The organism is Bacillus sp. LQ16 (assembly GCF_057784645.1).
In genome coordinates this window covers 4,483,058-4,498,802 of the sequence record NZ_CM173491.1, presented here as the reverse complement: position 1 = coordinate 4,498,802, position 15,745 = coordinate 4,483,058, and the positions used below count along the sequence as shown (strand labels likewise).

At 37.5% G+C, this 15,745-nt stretch carries 15 protein-coding genes; 11 read left to right on the top strand and 4 right to left on the bottom strand.

The window, feature by feature from the left end:
* Nucleotides 1-70: 70 nt before the first annotated feature.
* Nucleotides 71-754 (top strand): metal-dependent hydrolase, encoded by a 684-nt coding sequence (locus AC3EMB_RS22700; RefSeq protein WP_000868922.1) that lies wholly within the window; start codon nucleotides 71-73, stop codon nucleotides 752-754.
* 39 nt (nucleotides 755-793) lie between these two features.
* Here the strand turns inward: AC3EMB_RS22700 and AC3EMB_RS22695 are convergent, their stop codons facing one another.
* Nucleotides 794-955: a hypothetical protein gene (locus AC3EMB_RS22695; protein WP_000976304.1), complete on the bottom strand. Its 162-nt coding sequence runs from the start codon at nucleotides 953-955 to the stop codon at nucleotides 794-796.
* A 244-nt stretch (nucleotides 956-1,199) separates the two neighbouring features.
* Here AC3EMB_RS22695 and AC3EMB_RS22690 point away from each other — a divergent pair, with 244 nt between their 5' ends.
* Both AC3EMB_RS22690 and AC3EMB_RS22685 read left to right on the top strand, forming a co-directional pair.
* On the top strand, nucleotides 1,200-2,513 hold the full coding sequence (locus tag AC3EMB_RS22690; RefSeq protein WP_000201579.1) for a CBS domain-containing protein: 1,314 nt from the start codon (nucleotides 1,200-1,202) through the stop codon (nucleotides 2,511-2,513).
* A gap of 210 nt (nucleotides 2,514-2,723) precedes the next feature.
* Nucleotides 2,724-2,987: a DUF3949 domain-containing protein gene (locus AC3EMB_RS22685; protein WP_000093046.1), complete on the top strand. Its 264-nt coding sequence runs from the start codon at nucleotides 2,724-2,726 to the stop codon at nucleotides 2,985-2,987.
* 7 nt (nucleotides 2,988-2,994) lie between these two features.
* On the opposite strand, the gene AC3EMB_RS22680 is transcribed toward AC3EMB_RS22685, so the two are convergent.
* A complete protein-coding gene (locus tag AC3EMB_RS22680; protein WP_001144766.1) occupies nucleotides 2,995-3,300 on the bottom strand; it encodes a YtpI family protein in 306 nt (101 codons plus the stop codon).
* A 159-nt stretch (nucleotides 3,301-3,459) separates the two neighbouring features.
* Between AC3EMB_RS22680 and AC3EMB_RS22675 the strand changes: the two genes are divergently transcribed.
* The gene (locus tag AC3EMB_RS22675) at nucleotides 3,460-4,392 is read left to right on the top strand and encodes a DHH family phosphoesterase (RefSeq protein WP_071731425.1); all 933 of its coding nucleotides are present in this window, start codon (nucleotides 3,460-3,462) and stop codon (nucleotides 4,390-4,392) included.
* 51 nt (nucleotides 4,393-4,443) lie between these two features.
* Here AC3EMB_RS22675 and ytrI read toward each other — a convergent pair whose 3' ends face one another.
* Nucleotides 4,444-4,947, bottom strand: a complete 504-nt coding sequence (gene ytrI, locus AC3EMB_RS22670) for a sporulation membrane protein YtrI (protein WP_001265736.1) — start codon at nucleotides 4,945-4,947, stop codon at nucleotides 4,444-4,446.
* Entirely contained in the window at nucleotides 4,944-5,357 is a 414-nt protein-coding gene (locus tag AC3EMB_RS22665; RefSeq protein ID WP_002005839.1) for a YtrH family sporulation protein, read from the bottom strand. Before AC3EMB_RS22665 ends, ytrI begins: the two co-directional genes overlap by 4 nt.
* Nucleotides 5,358-5,399: 42 nt before the next feature.
* Here AC3EMB_RS22665 and dnaE point away from each other — a divergent pair, with 42 nt between their 5' ends.
* The 7 genes from dnaE to pyk all read left to right on the top strand — a co-directional run bounded on the left by dnaE (nucleotide 5,400) and on the right by pyk (nucleotide 15,643).
* Entirely contained in the window at nucleotides 5,400-8,726 is a 3,327-nt protein-coding gene (gene dnaE, locus AC3EMB_RS22660) for a DNA polymerase III subunit alpha (RefSeq protein WP_488517284.1), read from the top strand.
* Nucleotides 8,727-8,859: 133 nt separating this feature from the next.
* Nucleotides 8,860-10,068 (top strand): NADP-dependent malic enzyme, encoded by a 1,209-nt coding sequence (gene ystJ / locus AC3EMB_RS22655; protein WP_161114790.1) that lies wholly within the window; start codon nucleotides 8,860-8,862, stop codon nucleotides 10,066-10,068.
* A gap of 14 nt (nucleotides 10,069-10,082) precedes the next feature.
* Nucleotides 10,083-10,727: a FadR/GntR family transcriptional regulator gene (locus AC3EMB_RS22650; protein WP_000204444.1), complete on the top strand. Its 645-nt coding sequence runs from the start codon at nucleotides 10,083-10,085 to the stop codon at nucleotides 10,725-10,727.
* Between the two features lie 185 nt (nucleotides 10,728-10,912).
* Complete coding sequence (accD, locus tag AC3EMB_RS22645; RefSeq protein ID WP_000942855.1) at nucleotides 10,913-11,782, top strand: acetyl-CoA carboxylase, carboxyltransferase subunit beta; 870 nt, start codon at nucleotides 10,913-10,915, stop codon at nucleotides 11,780-11,782.
* Nucleotides 11,770-12,744 (top strand): acetyl-CoA carboxylase carboxyl transferase subunit alpha, encoded by a 975-nt coding sequence (gene accA / locus AC3EMB_RS22640; protein WP_000818801.1) that lies wholly within the window; start codon nucleotides 11,770-11,772, stop codon nucleotides 12,742-12,744. Before accD ends, accA begins: the two co-directional genes overlap by 13 nt.
* A gap of 128 nt (nucleotides 12,745-12,872) precedes the next feature.
* The gene (gene pfkA, locus AC3EMB_RS22635) at nucleotides 12,873-13,832 is read left to right on the top strand and encodes a 6-phosphofructokinase (RefSeq protein ID WP_000821158.1); all 960 of its coding nucleotides are present in this window, start codon (nucleotides 12,873-12,875) and stop codon (nucleotides 13,830-13,832) included.
* Between the two features lie 53 nt (nucleotides 13,833-13,885).
* Nucleotides 13,886-15,643, top strand: coding sequence for a pyruvate kinase (gene pyk, locus AC3EMB_RS22630; RefSeq protein ID WP_001232667.1), 1,758 nt, complete (start codon nucleotides 13,886-13,888; stop codon nucleotides 15,641-15,643).
* Nucleotides 15,644-15,745: the final 102 nt, after the last annotated feature.

The window sequence follows — 15,745 nt, the reverse complement described above, 5'->3', positions numbered from 1 at the left end:
AGAAAAGACAGGGAATTGAAAAATCATGTAGAATAAAAAGTGAGAATGTGAATAGGGGAGGAATGTAATAATGAAAGTATCTTATCATGGACATTCAGTTGTGAAAATTGAGGCGAATGGAAAAGTTATTTTAATTGACCCGTTTTTAACAGGTAATCCGAAAACAGATTTAAAAGCTGAAGATGTAAAAGTGGATGCAATCCTTTTATCGCATGGACACGGTGATCATGTTGGAGATACAGTAGAACTTGCGAAGAAAAATAATGCAGTTGTTGTAGCGCCATTTGAACTAGCAACATTTTTAAGTTGGCAAGGTGTAAATACACATCCGATGCATATTGGTGGTTCACATGAATTTGACTTCGGAAAAGTGAAGTTTACACAAGCATTCCACGGCTCTAGTTATATTGATGAAGCAAATAAGACGATTACATATACAGGTATGCCAGCAGGTATTTTATTTACAGCAGAAGAGAAAACAGTGTACCACGCAGGAGATACTGCACTATTCTCTGATATGAAGTTAATTGGGGAATTAAATAAAGTTGATCTAGCATTTTTACCAATTGGTGATAATTTCACAATGGGACCAGAAGATGCTGTACTAGCGGCAAAATGGATTAATGCGAAAACTGTTGTACCGATGCATTACAATACGTTCCCAGTTATTGAACAAGATCCATATCAATTTGTAGAAAAGCTACAAAATTGTACAGGGAAAGTATTAGAAGCTGGAGAAAGTATTACACTATAGAAAAGAAACCCTTCATTTGAAAAGAAAAGTGAAGGGTTTTTACGTGTGTAGAACAGCTTTTAATGCTTGTATTTGTTTTGGTGATTCTTTTCTTTTGGTACGTGGTTGTTCAGGTGTTTCATTCAATTCCATTGCAACTTTTTTCCCATCTACGAAAGCTAAAAATACAGCACCTACAACCTCTAAAAGTTTTTTCATCATGTGTTCGCTCCTTTGTTTTATTTCTTGTCTTCATTGTATAGGGAATCAAGTGGGCGAACTATCGAATGAGATGACAAAAGCATTACATTGTTGTCATAGAATGACTGGTGGAATGTAAGAGTCATTTTGTTATAAAAAAAATAGTACAGGTATGCAAAGAGAGAGTGTAACAGTTTTGAAAATATAGTATACTGAAAGTACAACACATGAAGAATTTAGGGAAAAGAAAGTATGGTGAAACCATTTGGCTACCAAGCATAACCAAATTTTAGAACATATTAATAGCCTGCCAGTAGGCCATAAAATTTCTGTAAGACAAATTGCGAAAGATTTGAGTGTAAGTGAAGGGACAGCTTACCGTGCAATTAAAGATGCAGAAAATAAAGGATATGTTAGTACAATTGAACGTGTCGGAACAATTCGAATTGAACAAAAGAAGAAAGAGAATATCGAAAAACTGACATATGCAGAAGTCGTTAACATTGTCGACGGTCAAGTACTTGGGGGCAGAGAAGGACTACATAAAACATTAAATAAATTCGTAATCGGAGCTATGAAATTAGAAGCGATGATGCGCTATACAGAAGCTGGGAATTTACTCATTATTGGTAACCGTACGAATGCACATCAATTAGCGCTAGAAACTGGAGCCGCTGTATTAATTACGGGTGGATTTGATACGGAAGATCATGTGAAGAAATTAGCAGACGAATTAAAGCTGCCGATTATTTCAAGTAGCTACGATACATTTACGGTCGCAACGTTAATTAACCGTGCAATTTATGATCAACTGATTAAGAAAGAAATTGTACTTGTTGAGGATATTTTAACACCAATTGAAGAAACGTTATATTTAAAGCCACATGATACAGTACAGCAATGGCATGCATATAATGAAGAGACAATGCACGGAAGATATCCAATTGTCGATGAAAATAAAAAAGTGCTAGGAATCGTAACTTCAAAAGATATGATCGGTGTAGCGAAAGAAACACCAATTGATAAAGTAATGACAAAACACCCAATTACAGTGAATGGTAAAATGTCTGTCGCAGCTGCGGCACGTATGATGGTGTGGGAAGGAATTGAATTACTTCCTGTCGTTGAGGAAGGAAATAAACTGCAAGGTATCATTAGCCGTCAAGATGTACTTCAGGCACTGCAAATGATTCAACGTCAGCCACAAGTTGGAGAAACAATTGATGATATTGTAACGAATCAATTTATGACGCCAAAAGAAGCGAAAAATGAGCATCTATATCAATTTTCAGTGACGCCGCAAATGACGAACTCAATCGGAACGTTATCGTACGGTGTATTTGCAACAATTGTGACAGAAGCGACAAATCGCGTCATTCGTGCGCAAAAGAAAAGCGATTTAATTGTTGAAAACTTAACGATTTATTTCGTAAAACCAGTTCAAATTGATAATGTTGTATCCGTTCATCCGAAAGTATTAGAAATTGGACGTAAATTTGGTAAGGTTGATGTAGAAGTGCATCATGAAGGTAATGTTGTTGGAAAAGCATTACTTATGGTGCAGTTAATCGATAAATAAAAAGATGGAACAAATCGTTTTGATTTGTTCCATCTTTTTTTGTTGTTTTAAATTTGAAAGGCATGATTTTAGATGAGAGTTTTAGTGAAATATGTATGGGGTGGAGTGGAAAAGTAACGCAAGAAAAGACAGAATAGTAATTCAATTTGGTTGTATATTGTGTTATGATTATATTGTAAGAAAATGGATTTATGGAAGGTGGTATACATTATGTCGTCAGCCGTACTCTTTTTTGGTAGTATCGCACTATTTTACTTTCTTGTAATGATACCGATCCAATATTTATATTTACAAGGTTTACATGAAAAAAAGGAAAAGACAGGATTATCTCAGCGAGAGCTATATGAAAAAATGTCTTTTGGAGAAGAACAATTACATTTTCACGTACAAGGTAACCCATTTAATATACCATCTGCGTTTGTCGCATATATGATTTTAAAAGTTAGAGGACGTAAAAAAGCATCACAATTTTGATGCTTTTTTACGTTGTTTCATAGACTTCTGCTTCTTTAACTGCTAATGGTAAGAAATGTTTGTATTGGCGAAATCCATTAAATACACTTGCACTACCAAATAGAACGAATAAGATACCAACGATAATACGAGCGGTTGAAAGTTCTAAAAAGAATTGGTTTATCCCGAAGAATAAGACGAATGAACCGAGTGCCATTGCGGATTTTCCAGAGAGCCAACCTTTCTCCATTGGGCGGTTTGTACGAAAGTATTTTGTTTTGTAGAAGAGATACAACATAAATGAGACGATAATACAGAAGACTAATACTGGCATAATGAACACTCCCATCGTTTTATGAAAAAAATAGTGGAGAAAAAAGAAATACCTAAACTTTCTAACTTTTATTATAAAGCAATTGTTCGCATGTATGAAATACTTTCCGTTATAATGAGAGATAAAGTGAAGAAGTTGATTAAAAAGGAGATTATACATATGCATGAGCAAATTTTAGGAGCAATTAAAGAGTTTGATACAATTATTATTCATCGCCACGTGCGTCCGGATCCAGATGCATTAGGTTCACAGGGTGGCCTTGGTACAATTCTAAAAGAATCGTTTCCAGAGAAAAATATTTATACGGTTGGGTACAATGAACCGTCGTTAGCATACTTACGAGTAATGGATGATATTGAAGATAGTATATACGAAAATGCGCTTGTTATTGTTTGTGATACTGCGAATCAAGAACGTGTTGACGATCAACGCTATACAAAAGGGAAGATGTTAATTAAAATTGATCATCACCCAAATGAAGATCCATATGGAGATATTACGTGGGTAGATACGACAGCGAGTTCGACAAGTGAAATGATTTATGAGTTTTATAACTATGGAAAAGATAAAGGATTAAAAATAACAAAAGAAGCAGCCCGCCTTATTTTAGCAGGAATTGTTGGAGATACAGGTCGTTTCTTATTCCCAAATACGACAGCAAAAACACTTCGTTACGTAAGTGAGCTTGTTGACATGGGTGTGAAATTCACAGATTTATACAATGAAATGTATAAGACAAAAGAAAAAATTGCTCGTTTAAACGGTTATATTTTACAAAACTTTACGGTGGTAGAAGAAGGAGCAGCTTACATTAAATTAACGAAAGAAGTATTAGAAGAATTTGATGTACTTCCTTCTGAAGCATCTGGTGTTGTTGGAGCGCTTGGCAATATTGATGGATTAAAGGCGTGGGTTCTATTTTTAGAGGAAGACGACGTAATTCGTGTTCGTCTTCGTTCAAAAGGACCAGTTATAAACAAATTGGCAATGCAATATAACGGCGGAGGACATCCGATGGCTTCTGGTGCCAAGGCATCTTCTTGGGAAGAAGCGGATCGTCTTTTTGCTGATTTACGTGAGATTTGTAAATAAGGGACTATATGTTAGAACGAAAAGAAGGAGCGGCGCTAAAGCCCTCCTTCTTTATTTTTCCTTTTCTATAGTAATGCTAATTTCAAGCACTGTATCAAAAGATATTGTATCGACTTTAAAACGGTATAGTCGATCGTAATGTTTGTACGTTTTGTTTTCGATTACCTTTTTGAGTAGGTCTTTATTTTTTGCGATACTTTGAATGTTTTTCGTTAAAAGATGCTGGAGATCATTATGGATAGATGTAGTCATATTTTCGAGTGTAAGATTGTCTAAATCGTATTTTTCTCGATTGATAAGTTTTATTTTAATCTCTTGAATGGTTAAGAGCCGTTTATTTTCAGTGTTCAATTTTTCTTGATCTTCGAGAAGGACGTGGAGCTTTGCTTCTTGTTTTTCTATAATTTCTCTTTGTTCTGCTATTTTACTAGCTTGTTCTTCTTGAAAAACACCGTATATGTACAAAAAAATAAACCAGCTCAACACGCCTCCAACAGCAGCACCAGCTAATACTAAGTACCATCTTTTTGCTGTATTGGCACTTGGTACTCTCATACATGTTCCTGCGTTAGCCATTTAATAATAATGAGACCTGTTTGCATACCACCAGTTGCGAAAAAAATAAGGAGAATTTGTTTTACGATATCTTTCATATCTCCGCCAAAGAAACTTCTTTCAAAGCTATAAAAGGTATCGAATGTTCCACCAATTGCTGCAACGAGTGCCCAAATTCTTAAATTTTGGGCGAATTGATTAATGTAAGTTAGAGCTGGTTTTCCGATAAGAAACGCACCAAATCCACCAATTAATGAACCGCCAAGTATAACCCCAAAGGCAATAAAATAACTAATAATAAGCAGAGAGAAAAAAGTATGTTCTCTTACATCCATCGTCATTCCCCTTTCTTCTTCATATATATGGACAAAGTATAAGAAGTATGTTTTGATTTCCGCTTTCCTCATCACCTATAATAAAAGTAGTCAAATAGGTAAAGAGAGGGTACAACAGTGAAGTTTGTGCATTTACAATGTCAAACCGTTTTTAGTTTATTAAAAAGTGCTTGTAAAATTGATGAGCTTGTAGTCAGGGCGAAAGAACTTGGTTTTTCATCGCTGGCTATTACGGATGAAAATGTTATGTATGGCGTTATTCCGTTTTATAAAGCATGTAAGAAACATGGTATACAGCCTGTTATTGGATTAACCGCTTCTATTTTTAGTGAAGAAGAAGAAAGGTCTTATCCACTTGTATTACTTGCTGAGAATGAAATAGGCTACCAAAATTTATTAAAGATTTCTAGCAGTATTATGACAAAATCCAAAGAAGGTATTCCTAAGAAGTGGCTTGCGCATTATGCGAAAGGATTAATTGCTATTTCACCAGGTAAAGATGGCGAAATTGAGCAATTATTACTAGAAGACAATGTGAGTCAGGCTGAAGAAGTAGCTCGCACATATCAAAATATGTTCGGCCATTTTTATATGAGTTTGCAGCATCATGCGATTCAAGATGAGTTGCTTTTACAAGAGAAACTACCTGAATTTATTAGTAGGGTTAATATTCCAGTCGTTGCAACAAACGATGTGCGCTATATCAATCAAAGTGACGCACTTGTTCACGAATGTTTACTATCTGTTGAAAGTGGAACGAAAATGACTGATCCAGATAGGCCGAGGCTGAAAACAGATCAATATTATTTAAAGTCATCGGATGAAATGGAAGCACTATTTTCCCATGCGCCGGAAGCAATCCAAAATACAATGAAAATTGCAGAGCGTTGCCAAGTAGAAATACCGTTCCATGTAAATCAACTTCCGAAGTTTCCTGTTTCGTCTAATGAAACGAGTGATATATACTTGCGTCGTGTTTGTGAAGAAGGTTTGCGGAAACGATATGGTGCGCCGAAAGAAGTGCATATAAAGCGTTTAAATCATGAATTAAATGTTATTTCTCGTATGGGATTTAGTGATTATTTCCTCATCGTATGGGATTTTATGAAGTATGCACATGAAAATCATATTTTAACAGGACCAGGTCGTGGATCGGCAGCTGGTTCACTCGTCTCATACGTATTAGAAATTACAGATATTGATCCGATTGAATACGATCTATTATTTGAAAGGTTTTTAAATCCTGAACGTGTGACGCTTCCCGATATTGATATTGATTTTCCAGACGTAAGACGTGATGAGATGATTCGCTATGTGAAAGAGAAATACGGTCAGCTTCGTGTTGCGCAAATTGTAACGTTTGGTACGCTTGCAGCAAAAGCGGCAATTAGAGACATTGCCCGCGTAATGGGGCTTCCGCCGCGAGATATTGATATATTTTCAAAACTTATCCCATCAAAGCTTGGTATAACGTTAAAAGATGCATATGAAGAATCACAATCACTTCGTGAGTTTATACAAGGGAATCTTCTGCATGAGCGTGTGTTTGAAATCGCAAAACGTGTAGAAGGTTTACCACGTCATACGTCTATTCATGCGGCTGGCGTTATTATGAGTCAAGAACCGCTAACAGGCAGTGTAGCAATTCAAGAAGGACATAACGATGTTTATGTTACGCAATATCCAGCCGATGCGCTAGAAGAACTTGGGTTGCTTAAGATGGACTTTTTAGGATTACGTAATTTAACGTTACTTGAAAATATTGTAAAATTTATCGCGAACAAAACAGGGAAAGAAATCGATATAAGAAACTTACCTCTTCAAGATGAAAAGACGTTCCAATTATTAGGGAGAGGGGATACAACAGGTGTATTCCAGCTTGAGTCAGGTGGTATGCGAAATGTACTTCGCGGGTTAAAACCGAATGAGTTTGAAGATATCGTAGTTGTTAACTCATTATACAGACCGGGACCGATGGAACAGATACCGACTTTTATTGAATCGAAACATGGAAAAAGAAAAATTGAATATTTACATCCGGATTTAAAGCCAATTTTAGAAAGAACATACGGCGTCATTGTATACCAAGAACAAATTATGCAAATTGCATCGAAGTTAGCAGGGTTTTCGCTTGGTGAAGCAGATTTACTGCGCCGTGCAGTGAGTAAAAAGAATCGTGATATTTTAGATCAGGAACGTAAGCATTTTGTCCAAGGTTGTTTGCAAAATGGTTACGATGAGACGTCTGCTGAGAAAATTTACGATTTAATTGTAAGATTTGCGAATTACGGTTTTAACCGAAGTCACGCTGTAGCTTACAGTATGATCGGATATCAACTTGCCTACTTAAAAGCGAACTATACGCTGGAATTTATGACGGCACTATTATCAAGTGCAATTGGAAATGAAGATAAAATTGTACAGTATATACGAGAAACGAAGCGGAAAGGTTTTCACGTTTTGCCGCCGTCTCTTCAAAAAAGTGGTTACAACTTCCAAATAGAGGGGAATGCGATACGTTACAGTTTACTTTCGATTCGAAATATTGGAATGGCTACAGTGACGGCATTATTAGAAGAACGAGAGAAAAAAATGTTCGAAGATTTGTTTGAATTTTGTCTCCGTTTGCCGTCAAAGTTTGTAACGGAGCGCAATTTAGAAGCTTTCGTCTGGTCGGGATGTTTTGATGATTTTGGTGTTTCGAGAACGAATTTATGGAAAAGTATTAAAGGGGCATTAGAGTACGCGAATCTCGCACGTGATTTAGGAGATGCTGTTCCAAAATCAAAATACGTACAAGGAGAAGAGCTATCTTTTATTGAACAACTAAATAAAGAGAAAGAAGCACTTGGCTTTTATTTATCAAGTTATCCGACAGCGCAGTATGTAAAGTTAGCAAAAGAATTAGAAATTCCATCTCTCGCTCAGGCGATGCGACACAAGAAAAAAGTACAAAGAGCTATTGTGTATATAACAAGTGTGAGAGTGATTCGTACGAAAAAGTTTCAAAAGATGGCATTTATTACATTCTGTGATCAAAATGATGAAATGGAAGCAGTCCTCTTCCCGGAAACGTATATACATTTCTCGGACAAGTTACAAGAAGGAGCAATTGTTTTAGTTGACGGTACGATTGAGCTAAGAAATCATAAGCTGCAATGGATTGTAAATGGGCTATATCCGCTAGAGGAAATGGATGTTTATGAAGAAAAGAAAGACGCATCTGTTTACGTGAAATTGCCGTCTCAGTATGAGAAAAAGCTTTTAAATCAGGTTACGAAAATATTGTTCGACTATTCAGGTTTTGCGAAAGTACTAATTTATTATGAAAAGGAACATAAAATGGTACAATTATCTCGGAGTTTATCGATTCATCCAAGTGAAGAATGTTTAGGAGCACTTCGTGAAATTGTCGGGGAAGAAAATGTAGTTGTGAAAATATAATGGACAATTTCCCTACACTTCGATTATTATAGTAGTAGTGTTCGTGGTCAGACCACTTGGAGAAATTGATATCAGCAAGAATAATTTGAGGAGAGTGGATAGTTTGTCAACACTTCGTGAAGAAGCACTTCACATGCATAAAGTGCATCAAGGAAAATTAGAAACTGTATCAAAAGTAAAAGTAGAAAATGCAAAAGATTTAAGTCTTGCATATTCTCCAGGGGTTGCAGAACCTTGTAAAGAAATTTATGACGATAAAAGTAAGGTATATGAATATACGATGAAGGGAAATATGGTAGCAGTTGTGACAGACGGAACGGCTGTACTTGGTCTTGGTAACATTGGACCTGAAGCATCTCTTCCAGTAATGGAAGGTAAAGCTGTATTATTCAAGAGCTTTGCTGGTGTAGATGCATTCCCGATTGCCTTAAATACAAACGATGTAGATAAAATTGTTGAAACTGTAAAATTAATGGAGCCAACTTTTGGCGGCGTTAACTTAGAAGATATCGCAGCACCAAACTGCTTCATTATTGAAGAGCGTTTGAAAAAAGAAACAAATATTCCTATCTTCCATGATGATCAACACGGAACAGCTATCGTAACAGTAGCAGGTCTTGTAAATGCACTGAAATTAGTTGGAAAGAAAATGTCTGACATTAAAGTTGTCGCAAATGGCGCAGGTGCAGCAGGTATTGCAATTATTAAACTTTTATATCGCTATGGTGTACGCGACATTATTATGTGTGACCGTAAAGGGGCAATCTATGATGGTCGTCCTACAGGTATGAATCCGGTGAAGGATGAAGTTGCAAAATATACAAATAAGAATCGTATAGAAGGTTCTTTAGCTGATGTTGTACAAGGTGCGGACGTATTTATTGGTGTATCTGCAGAAGGTGCATTAACAGAAGAGATGGTTCGTACAATGAATGACAATGCGATTATTTTTGCAATGGCAAATCCAGTTCCAGAAATTATGCCAGAATTGGCAAAAGCAGCGGGCGCAGCTGTTGTTGGAACAGGTCGTTCTGACTTCCCGAACCAAGTAAATAATGTACTGGCGTTCCCTGGTATTTTCCGCGGTGCACTTGACGTACATGCGACACAAATTAACGAAGAAATGAAGATGGCAGCTGTACAGGCTATTGCTGAGCTTGTAGCAGAAGATGAGTTGAATGCAGACTATATCATTCCAGCGCCATTTGACGCGCGTGTAGCGCCTCAGGTAGCGGCTTACGTTGCAAAAGCAGCAATGGAGACAGGAGTAGCTCGCCGTCAAGTAGATCCAAATGAGATCGCTGAAAAAACAAAACAATTAGCGCTGATTGGTAAAGAATAAGCGAGGAATTTCCATTGACATCATCAAATACAAAAGTATATCTCGAAATTGTAAAAAAAATCCGTTCCATTATGGAAGAGGATGGATTGGTAGCGGGGGATCGTTTGCCGTCTGAGCGCGAGTTAAGTTCACGTTTAAACGTAGGACGTTCCTCTGTAAGAGAAGCATTGCGTGCTTTAGAACTGGTAGGATTGATTGAAACGAGACGTGGTGAAGGGACGTTTATTCGAAACTTTTATGATAACGGTCTTGTACAATTAATTGCTCCGTTCTTACTGCAAGATGAGAAAACAATTCGTGATTTATTACAAACAAAACGATTGCTTGAGAAAGATATGATTCGAATTGTATGTAATTTACCGAAAGAAACGTTTTCTAAAGTACTAAGTAGATTACACCAAGTACTTGAAGAAAATGAAAGCTCAATCCCAACGCTTCATCAAACGTTCTTTAAAACACTTATTGAACAAGTCGATAATTATTTACTATATCGCATTTGGATGATCGTAAATGATTACGTAGCAACTCTTTCTTGTAAAGTTTCAAGAGATTCTATCGATATGTATAGAAAGCTTTATGCTACTTTGGAAGAAAAACAAGAAAATGATGCACTAAAAATTTACGATGAATTAGTAGAGAATATACAGTTTCACTCGTAATGTATAAAATTTGTCGAAATGACCATGACACGTTATGACAAACATTCTACCGCGTAGCGGTTAAAGTTAAACGTAAAGAGTGAGGTTATTAGACAGATTGAGAAGATAAGGCTAACATCAAACTTTGGTGTTAGCCCCATTTTCTTCTTACGCTAACCTTAGCTCTCAACGAAGGGGGTCAAATTGTGCTAAGAGATTTATTCGTGAAAAAGAAAAAGTACGCTGCAATACCTTCAGAACAAGTACGAAAAGATGTGCCAGATGGCGTTATGACAAAATGTCCGGAATGTAAAAAAATCATGTATACGAAAGAACTTCTAAAAAATTTAAAAGTATGTGTGAATTGTGGATATCATCATCCTATGAATGCATGGGAACGTCTTGATAGTATATTGGACGAAGGGTCATTCCGTGAGTATGACAAAGAAATGGTTTCATTAAATCCACTCGAGTTTCCAGGTTATGAAGAGAAACTAGAGAGCGATCGTAAGAAGACTGAATTGAACGAAGCGGTTGTAACTGGTGAAGGAACAATTGATGACATGCTTGTTGTTGTTGCAGTAATGGATTCTCGTTTTCGAATGGGGAGCATGGGCTCTGTAGTAGGAGAAAAAATCGCCCGTGCGGTTGAAAAGGCGTACGACTTACAAGTTCCATTTATTATCTTTACTGCTTCGGGTGGTGCCCGTATGCAAGAAGGGATATTAAGTTTAATGCAAATGGCAAAAACAAGCGTAGCTTTGAAAAAGCATAGTAATGCAGGAGGGTTATTTATTTCTGTTATGACTCACCCAACGACGGGCGGGGTTTCAGCGAGTTTCGCTTCACTTGGTGATTATAATCTTGCAGAACCAGGTGCACTTATCGGATTTGCTGGTAGACGTGTAATTGAACAAACGGTGCGTGAGAAACTACCGGAAGATTTCCAAACGGCAGAATTCTTACTAGATCATGGTCAATTAGATGCGGTGGTGCATCGTGATGATATGAGAGAATCGCTTCGCAAGATTTTAGAAGTTCATCAAGGAGGGGAATTGGCTGTATGGCAGAGCTAGAATTTGAAAAACCAGTTGTTGAGCTAAGAAATAAGATTCGTGAACTGAAAGACTATACGAAAAACAGCCAGATGGACTTCAGTGAGGAGATTCGTATTTTGGAAGAAAAGCTAGAAAATTTAGAGGAAGATATATACGGCAATCTAAAAGTATGGGACCGTGTTCAAATTGCTCGTCATGCAGAACGACCGACAACGCTCGATTATATTGAGCACTTATTTACTGATTTTTTCGAATGTCATGGAGATCGTCTATTTGGCGATGATGCAGCGATTGTCGGCGGCATTGCGAAATATAAAGGGATGCCTGTAACTGTAATTGGGCATCAGCGCGGAAAAGATACGAAAGAAAATATTCGCCGTAACTTTGGAATGCCTCATCCAGAAGGATATCGAAAAGCACTGCGTCTCATGAAACAAGCGGAAAAGTTTAATCGTCCTATTATTTGTTTCATCGATACGAAGGGAGCTTATCCTGGTAAAGCAGCTGAAGAACGTGGACAAAGTGAAGCTATTGCCCGCAACCTATTTGAGATGGCAGGTTTAACGGTACCAGTTATTTGTATCGTTATCGGTGAAGGCGGTAGTGGTGGTGCGCTAGGTCTTGGAGTAGGAGATTACATTCATATGCTAGAAAATTCCACTTATTCTGTTATTACACCAGAGGGTGCAGCGGCAATTCTTTGGAAAGATGCAGGAAAAGCAAAGGAAGCTGCAGAAGCAATGAAAATTACAGCAGCAGATTTGAAAGAATTAGGTGTAATTGATGAAATTATTCCAGAGGCAAAAGGTGGAGCTCACCGTAATCTTTTAAAACAGTCAGAAAATATAGACTTAATGATTAGAAAAACTTTTGAACAATTAAACGGAATTTCGAAAGATGAATTAATCGAAAAACGTTATGAAAAATATATGAAAATTGGGCAAGTTTCGTTTTCAAACGCTTCCATTGGGATAAAATAAGAAAAGCGTGCGTTCCTCTTCGCGAATGCACGTTTTTATTATGAAAAGACACATCTTCTCCATTGTGTTTTTATATTTTTTCGTGTTATTTTATTATAAGGCAAATAATCTTTATGAGGTGAGTACAAATGAAACGTATTGGTGTATTAACAAGTGGTGGAGATTCACCTGGTATGAATGCTGCCATTCGTGCAGTTGTTCGTAAAGCGATTTTCCATGATATTGAAGTATATGGTATTTACCATGGATACGCTGGATTAATTTCTGGTCACATTGAAAAATTAGAACTTGGTTCTGTTGGCGATATTATCCACCGCGGTGGTACGAAATTATATACAGCAAGATGTCCTGAGTTTAAAGACCCAGAAGTACGACTAAAAGGTATCGAGCAATTAAAGAAACATGGTATCGAAGGACTTGTTGTTATTGGTGGAGATGGTTCTTACCAAGGCGCTAAAAAATTAACTGAACAAGGATTCCCATGTGTTGGTGTACCAGGTACAATCGACAATGATATCCCTGGAACAGACTTCACAATTGGTTTCGATACAGCTTTAAACACTGTTATTGATGCAATTGATAAAATCCGTGACACAGCTACATCTCATGAACGTACATATGTTATCGAAGTAATGGGACGTCACGCTGGTGATATCGCATTATGGGCTGGTTTAGCTGATGGTGCAGAAACAATCTTAATTCCAGAAGAAGAGTATGACATGGATGATGTTATCGCTCGTCTGAAGCGCGGTAGTGAACGTGGTAAAAAACACAGTATTATCGTTGTAGCTGAAGGTGTTGGAAGTGCAATTGACATCGGTAAGCACATTGAAGAAGCAACAAACTTTGATACTCGTGTAACTGTATTAGGTCACGTACAACGTGGCGGATCACCAAGTGCACAAGACCGTGTATTAGCAAGTCGTCTTGGCGCAAGAGCAGTTGAATTATTAATTGCTGGTAGAGGTGGACGTTGTGTAGGTATTCAAGATAACAAACTTGTTGATCATGATATTATCGAAGCGTTAGCTCAAAAGCATACAATCGATAAAGATATGTATCAATTATCTAAAGAATTATCCATCTAATCGGCGTAATGTCAGATATTTGGGAACGGTTTCATAATTTTCGGAGGTGCAATATGCGTAAAACTAAAATTGTATGTACTATAGGTCCTGCTAGTGAAAGTATTGAAAAATTAGAGCAATTAATCGAAGCAGGTATGAACGTTGCTCGTTTAAACTTCTCTCATGGTAGCCATGAAGAGCACGGAGCTCGTATTAAAAACATTCGTGAAGCTTCAAAGAAAACTGGTAAAACAGTTGGTATCTTACTTGATACAAAAGGTCCAGAAATCCGTACTCACGACTTCGTAGACGGACAAGCTGAGCTTGTAACAGGTGCAGAAGTAGTTCTTTCTACTGAGCAAGTATTAGGTACTGCAGAGAAGTTCTCTGTATCTTATGCTGGTCTTTATGACGATGTAGACCCAGGTTCTCGCATTCTAATCGATGACGGTCTTATCGAACTAGAAGTAATCGAAAAAGCTGATGGAAACATCCGTACAAAAGTTCTTAACAGCGGAACTGTAAAAAATAAAAAAGGTGTTAACGTACCAAACGTAAGCATTAAGCTTCCTGGTATCACTGAAAAAGACGTAAAAGATATCATCTTCGGTATCGAGCAAAAAGTTGATTTCATCGCAGCTTCATTCGTACGTAAAGCGTCTGACGTATTAGAAATCCGTGAATTATTAGAAGAGCATGGCGCTCAATACATCCAAATCGTACCGAAAATCGAAAACCAAGAAGGTATCGACAACATCGATTCAATCTTAGAAGTTTCTGACGGTTTAATGGTAGCTCGTGGTGATATGGGTGTAGAAATTCCGCCAGAAGAAGTACCATTAGTACAAAAACGTCTAATCAAAAAATGTAACGTGTTAGGTAAACCAGTTATTACTGCGACACAAATGTTAGACTCTATGCAACGTAACCCACGTCCAACTCGTGCGGAAGCAAGTGACGTAGCTAACGCAATCTTCGATGGTACAGATGCAATCATGCTTTCAGGTGAAACAGCTGCTGGTCAATATCCGGTAGAAGCAGTAACAATGATGGCTAACATTGCAGTACGTGTTGAAAAATCATTACAATACGAAGATATGTTCAAAAAACGTATTAAAGAGTTCACTCCAACAATTACAGATGCAATTAGCCAATCTGTTGCGCATACAGCACTTGCTCTTGATGTAGCTGCAATCGTAGCTCCAACAGAAAGTGGACATACTGCGAAAATGATCTCTAAATACCGTCCAAAATCTCCAATCGTAGCTGTAACATCTGACGAGCAAGTAGGACGTCGTCTTGCACTTGTTTGGGGTGTACAAGCATTTATGGCTGAGAAGCGCGCAGCTTCAACTGACGAAATGTTAGATACAGCAATTCAAACAGGTATGGATGCAGGTCTAATCGGCCTTGGAGATACTGTAGTAATTACTGCTGGTGTTCCAGTTGCTGAAACTGGTACAACAAACTTAATGAAAATCCACGTTGTTGGTGAAGAAGTTGCTAAAGGACAAGGAATCGGTCGTAAAGCTGCAAAAGGTAAAGTAGTTGTAGCAAAAACAGCTGCTGAAGCTGTAGCGAACGTAAACGAAGGTGATATCCTTGTTACAACAAGCACTGATAAAGATATGATTCCTGCAATCGAAAAAGCTGCTGCTTTAGTTGTAGAAGAAGGTGGCTTAACAAGCCATGCTGCTGTTGTAGGCGTATCAATCGGTATTCCTGTTATCGTTGGTGTAAACGGCGTAACAGCAACTTTAAAAAATGGCCAAGAAGTAACAGTTGATGCAGCACGCGGAATTGTTTATAATGGACATGCGGAAGTGCTATAAGTAATACGGAGAGAAGGATCGGAGTCCTTCTCTTTTTTTTACACAAAAACGAGATAGAGTTAGCTTAAAACGCCTAGAATTGCTTTTAAAAGCTGTTTGTTA

Coding starts and splice junctions, on each gene's coding strand:
- AC3EMB_RS22675 (WP_071731425.1), top strand. CDS start 3,460: ATGCATGAGCAAATTTTAGGAGCAATTAAAGAGTTTGATACAATTATT.
- pfkA (WP_000821158.1), top strand. CDS start 12,873: ATGAAACGTATTGGTGTATTAACAAGTGGTGGAGATTCACCTGGTATG.
- AC3EMB_RS22680 (WP_001144766.1), bottom strand. CDS start 3,300: ATGCCAGTATTAGTCTTCTGTATTATCGTCTCATTTATGTTGTATCTC.
- AC3EMB_RS22685 (WP_000093046.1), top strand. CDS start 2,724: ATGTCGTCAGCCGTACTCTTTTTTGGTAGTATCGCACTATTTTACTTT.
- pyk (WP_001232667.1), top strand. CDS start 13,886: ATGCGTAAAACTAAAATTGTATGTACTATAGGTCCTGCTAGTGAAAGT.
- AC3EMB_RS22700 (WP_000868922.1), top strand. CDS start 71: ATGAAAGTATCTTATCATGGACATTCAGTTGTGAAAATTGAGGCGAAT.
- ytrI (WP_001265736.1), bottom strand. CDS start 4,947: ATGAGAGTACCAAGTGCCAATACAGCAAAAAGATGGTACTTAGTATTA.
- AC3EMB_RS22695 (WP_000976304.1), bottom strand. CDS start 955: ATGATGAAAAAACTTTTAGAGGTTGTAGGTGCTGTATTTTTAGCTTTC.
- ystJ (WP_161114790.1), top strand. CDS start 8,860: ATGCATAAAGTGCATCAAGGAAAATTAGAAACTGTATCAAAAGTAAAA.
- accA (WP_000818801.1), top strand. CDS start 11,770: ATGGCAGAGCTAGAATTTGAAAAACCAGTTGTTGAGCTAAGAAATAAG.